Origin of the sequence: Coleofasciculus sp., from assembly GCF_046539235.1 — a bacterium.
In the GTDB taxonomy this organism is placed as follows: Bacteria; Cyanobacteriota; Cyanobacteriia; order Cyanobacteriales; family Coleofasciculaceae; genus Coleofasciculus.
The window spans coordinates 1-4,243 of sequence record NZ_JBKHHI010000507.1; the positions used below are offsets into that span (position 1 = coordinate 1).

Annotated in this window: 5 protein-coding genes; 1 reads left to right on the forward strand and 4 read right to left on the reverse strand. The window is 46.8% G+C overall.

The features are described from left to right. The 4 genes from ACLFWI_RS27610 to rpsF all read right to left on the reverse strand — a co-directional run. The coding region (locus ACLFWI_RS27610) for a tetratricopeptide repeat protein (protein WP_446415594.1) at positions 1–1,217 on the reverse strand (1,217 nt) is incomplete at its 3' end. Positions 1,218–1,879: 662 nt separating this feature from the next. Continuing rightward, complete coding sequence (locus ACLFWI_RS27615; RefSeq protein ID WP_446409786.1) at positions 1,880–2,116, reverse strand: DUF2283 domain-containing protein; 237 nt, start codon at positions 2,114–2,116, stop codon at positions 1,880–1,882. Further along, positions 2,109–2,492 carry a hypothetical protein gene (locus tag ACLFWI_RS27620; protein ID WP_446409787.1) on the reverse strand — a complete coding sequence of 128 codons (384 nt, stop codon included), beginning with the start codon at positions 2,490–2,492 and terminating at the stop codon, positions 2,109–2,111. The genes ACLFWI_RS27615 and ACLFWI_RS27620 overlap by 8 nt, the downstream gene beginning before the upstream one ends. 301 nt (positions 2,493–2,793) lie before the next feature. Continuing rightward, positions 2,794–3,114 carry a 30S ribosomal protein S6 gene (gene rpsF, locus ACLFWI_RS27625; protein WP_446409790.1) on the reverse strand — a complete coding sequence of 107 codons (321 nt, stop codon included), beginning with the start codon at positions 3,112–3,114 and terminating at the stop codon, positions 2,794–2,796. Positions 3,115–3,432: 318 nt separating this feature from the next. Here rpsF and ACLFWI_RS27630 point away from each other — a divergent pair, with 318 nt between their 5' ends. After that, a complete protein-coding gene (locus tag ACLFWI_RS27630; RefSeq protein ID WP_446415595.1) occupies positions 3,433–4,224 on the forward strand; it encodes a fumarylacetoacetate hydrolase family protein in 792 nt (263 codons plus the stop codon). Positions 4,225–4,243: the final 19 nt, after the last annotated feature.

Below are 4,243 nucleotides of genomic sequence, written 5' to 3' on the forward strand. Positions count from 1 at the left end.
GGCGCGTCTTGAGCCGTTAATTTGGTTAATGCCAATTGATAAGCTTGAATCCCCTGTTCCAGATAAGATAGGCGCATCCCTGTATCCTGGGGGCATCGGGAAAGCATCCAATAAAGATTCCCCAAATCATTAAGAACATCCGCCACGTAAGGCGATGTATCATCTAACCATTGCAACGCCTGCTCATAAGCCTGAATCGCGATCGCTAAATTTTCTGCTGAGGTATCTCCTTGTTCAATCGCATGACGATAATGATTCCCCAGTTGTAAATACGCCTCAGCGGGCGACGCGGTTGGGGGGAGTTCTGGGGATTCCGTTGATGTATCAGCAGGAAGTTGGGATGTCGGCGGATTTTGCGGCGGTAATGGTGCTTCTTCCATCTCAAAGTCCACAGCCCCCAGCATTCCTTTGCCATTCGGATTAGTACTAGACTTCCCCTTAGTTGGGGCGATAAGGGGTTCAACCTCATCGCTAGAGTATCCATTGTTGCCCACACTATTCTGGAACAACTGCAAATCCAGATTTTCGTCCACTTCCTGGGTTAGCATCGTCTGCAAAGTTTGTTGGAACGAAGCCTCTATCTCCTCTATCTCCTCTATCTCCTCTGTCTCCTCTGTCTCCTGAGTCATCACCGCCGTGGGAGAGGCTTCCGGTTGAGTTGCGCCAACCGGGGGGAGTGGTGTGGGTTCTCCTTCAAACTCGAATACCCCAGTATGCCACCGCCAAAATTCCGGTACAGACTGGACAATGGAATGGAACCAAGGGCGGGGTAGCCAGAGTAACACATTGGCGTCTAACTGGGGCAAATAGCGCTCAATCGACTGTAAACGCCGGAGAAACAGTTGCTGTACCGTTGGGGATTGACGGGTTAAGCGTTCAACACCCAGGAATTGGAAACTGGGAGGGGATGTGGCGATGAGAGAATGGCGATTTTTAGCTAACCAGGCAGCTATTTGGGCAAAGGGATGGGGATCATTGACATTAATGTTCAGGCTGACTAAATTAGTAGAGCCTGAACCCTTGGGTGGCGCGATCGCAGAGGTTGTCCCCAACTCCCCATGAAGTTTGCCCGCCAGACGATTCCGCAGACTCAGATCATCACAAATCGCCACAAAAATTTGACGCCGTAGTCCGAGACTCAGAGCAAGTTTCAAGCGTTTATAGATTTGCCGATTCCAGCTCGAAATTTTATGGGCAACAGTATCCGTTACAGTCATGCTGGGAGAGTCTAGGAGTTTCAGGCAACAAGAGGACGAGATTTAGAGGCAAGACTTGATCGTAACAACAAGTACCGATTAGTGCGAATTGGGCAGAATCGCGATAAAACCTGAATGATGAACAAGCGATTTTAGAGGCTGTTTAGTTCTACCAACCTGCTAACTCGTTGCCTAATCAGTAGTTGAGAGTAATCTTAATATGACTCTTCCTACTATTGTTGCCCAAGTCAGGACTTATCGCACTACGCAGACACCTTAGGACATCAGTTAATCCCAGTAATCACCTGATAACAGGCAAGAGGGAACTGTAAAAATGCCTCTCCCTGCCTTGGTAAGGCTATATTGGGCTGCTTACCACCTGGAAAGAAAGGATAATTGGGTTTTGGTTTGGGTGGGCGATCGCATACTCATCGGTTTAATCCTCTGTGTTTAAGACTTTCTAAATCCTCAGTTTTGTTAGAAAGAAACACCAATGGTCATGAGTTGATTAGTTTTTTGGGGATCGTGCTTCTCTGTTCAATTCGGGTTTGGGATTGGGTAAGCGATTGCGTCTTCATCGTCCAGAAGCGGAAGAAAAAGTGACTCCAGAGTCATAAGTAGTTTGAATCGTCACTTGTGCAGTTCCCGGTCTTGTGAAAAAAGTAATTGCTGGCTACGCTTGACTAGCGAACCAATTTCAAAAGCTTACCCTGAACGGATTCCAAAATAGAATCTCGGATATAGGTACTGGCATTGAGAATTTCTACGCCAATCAATTCTCCAGCGGCATTCAATTCAGCAGTAACATTTGGACTAATTTCAATACTGTTTGATTCTGGATCTTCCGAGATTAGCAGATGAAGAATATCCTCTTCTTTGAAGTAGTTCATTTGGGGAAATTGCTTTTTGATGTCAGACATTGGTGATAAACCGCCCAGTTTTTAGACGAAATCGAATTTGTTGTCGAGTTGTAGCGTGAATTGTAATCGGTGTAATCGCATTGTCACTTTGTTCATAGGGAATCAGGACTAGCTGTCGATCGTGCTTTCCAACTATGATTGCTCTGCCTGTCTCTACATCATAATATCGCTCGCTGGAAAACCGCAGGATATTTTCAATGCGGTCAAGGTCAAAACCTCTTTGGGTCGCTCGATAGCGAAGATAGGATGTCCAAATAATCTCTGGCATTGCTTTATAGTTTGAGATCGCCCTCACCGATGAGTTTTCCGGCGATCGTGCTTCTCTCCTCAGCCCAAAGTGCGATCGCACTATACACTCTACTTGACTAGCTGTCATCTGTGAACTAAAGCCTTAGGCGATCGCAACACTTCATGTACAATCAGCGGCACTTCTGAAGATTCAGTTTGACTGCTAGAATGACTCACGTAATCTCCAGTTTAATCGAACAGCCGTTGTTTTCTAAATGAAGTTTTGCAAAGCATTTTTTTATCATATACCCCTCCACAGGATACCTCTGGAGGGGATAATTGGGTCGCTCTCTTAGAACAGCTAAGGGACTTGCGACTTAATCTTAATAATTTACCAAGGAAGCTTGGCTGAGTTCATGAATTCAGCTTCCCTGACTGGGACTTTATTTTTACGCAGCTCCCGAAGCTTCTACCTCAACCGGTTCGGGTTGGGGTTCGGGGGGAAGTTCCTGTTTCAATGTCAGATAACGAATAACCTCCTCTCCATAGCGCATCGCTCGCTGAATCTGAGCCACATGAGTCGGGGGCGCTTTATAGTTCATTTGGATGTAAACGCCTTCGCGGTGTCTTTCGATGGGATAAGCTAAACGACGCTTACCACGATGTTGGATTTCAATCTCCTCACCGCCTTGCTCTTGCAGGAGATCTTTATACTTGGTCACAGCTTGGTTAACCTGCTCCTCTGACATATCAGGACGCAGGATGTACATCATTTCGTAACTATCGCTCACAAATGGTCTTCTCCTTATGGACAATGGGGCTTCTTTTGCTGATTCGGGATAGCCACAGCGTTTGCACCAAGAAGCTATCCCGCTCACAGAAGCAAGGATTCGAGCTGACTTAACCGCTCTATTCTATGCCTGATCTGGGTTTTTTCCTACTTCTAGGTTTGAGGCAGACAATTCGCCCAGACTACACTATTGCAATTTTACTATTTTTTGGTATTAATTCTAGCTAGCTGCCAGGGTCAATCAAAATCCCATATCAGTAGAATGCTCTCATTCAATTACCAAGGAATCTCTCATATCATGGCGCAGCGTTACGTCCGCATTAAAACGGCTCAAGGGCAAACCTACTATGGCTTGCTGCAACTCAACCGCAGTATCCAAGTTTTGGATGCACCGCCTTGGCTACAGGGTCAACCGACTGATCTGGAGTTAGCGCCGGATAGTTATACATTGTTGGCTCCCTGTGCGCCATCCAAGATTGTCGCCGTTGGCAAAAACTATATGGATCACGCCGTTGAAATGGGAACCCCTGTTCCTCAGGAACCCTTGTTGTTTCTCAAACCACCGACAACCATAACGGCGGCGGATCGAGACATCCAGTTTCCACCTCAGTCAAAACGGGTGGACTATGAGGGAGAGTTGGCGCTGGTTATTGGTGAACTCTGTGTAGACTGTACGCCCGAACAAGCCCAAGGAAAAATTTGGGGATACACCATCGCCAATGATGTCACCGCCCGTGACTTACAAAAACAAGACGGTCAATGGACAAGGGCAAAGGGTTTTAATACCTTTTGTCCCCTAGGACCTTGGATTGTGCGGGAGTTGAGTGCTGGGGCGAAGTTGCAGACGTTTTTAAACGATGCGCCGGAACCTGTACAATCGACATCCATTGCTGAAATGGTATTTGCCCCGGACTTCTTAGTCTCCTATATTTCTCAGATTATGACCCTGCTTCCTGGGGACGTAATCCTTACGGGTACGCCCCGAGGGATTGGTCCAATGCAAATCGGCGATCGCATCCGTGTGGAAATTGAGGGAATCGGTCATTTAGAAAACACAGTCGTCCCCCGTTCTGCACCCGTCACTCTTTAACCAGTTTTTTGGTAAATAT

What these genes read in the sequence shown, in the direction of transcription:
- ACLFWI_RS27630 (WP_446415595.1), top strand. Translation starts at nt 3,433, where the DNA reads ATGGCGCAGCGTTACGTCCGCATTAAAACGGCTCAAGGGCAAACCTAC.
- rpsF (WP_446409790.1), bottom strand. Translation starts at nt 3,114, where the DNA reads ATGTACATCCTGCGTCCTGATATGTCAGAGGAGCAGGTTAACCAAGCT.
- ACLFWI_RS27620 (WP_446409787.1), bottom strand. Translation starts at nt 2,492, where the DNA reads ATGACAGCTAGTCAAGTAGAGTGTATAGTGCGATCGCACTTTGGGCTG.
- ACLFWI_RS27615 (WP_446409786.1), bottom strand. Translation starts at nt 2,116, where the DNA reads ATGTCTGACATCAAAAAGCAATTTCCCCAAATGAACTACTTCAAAGAA.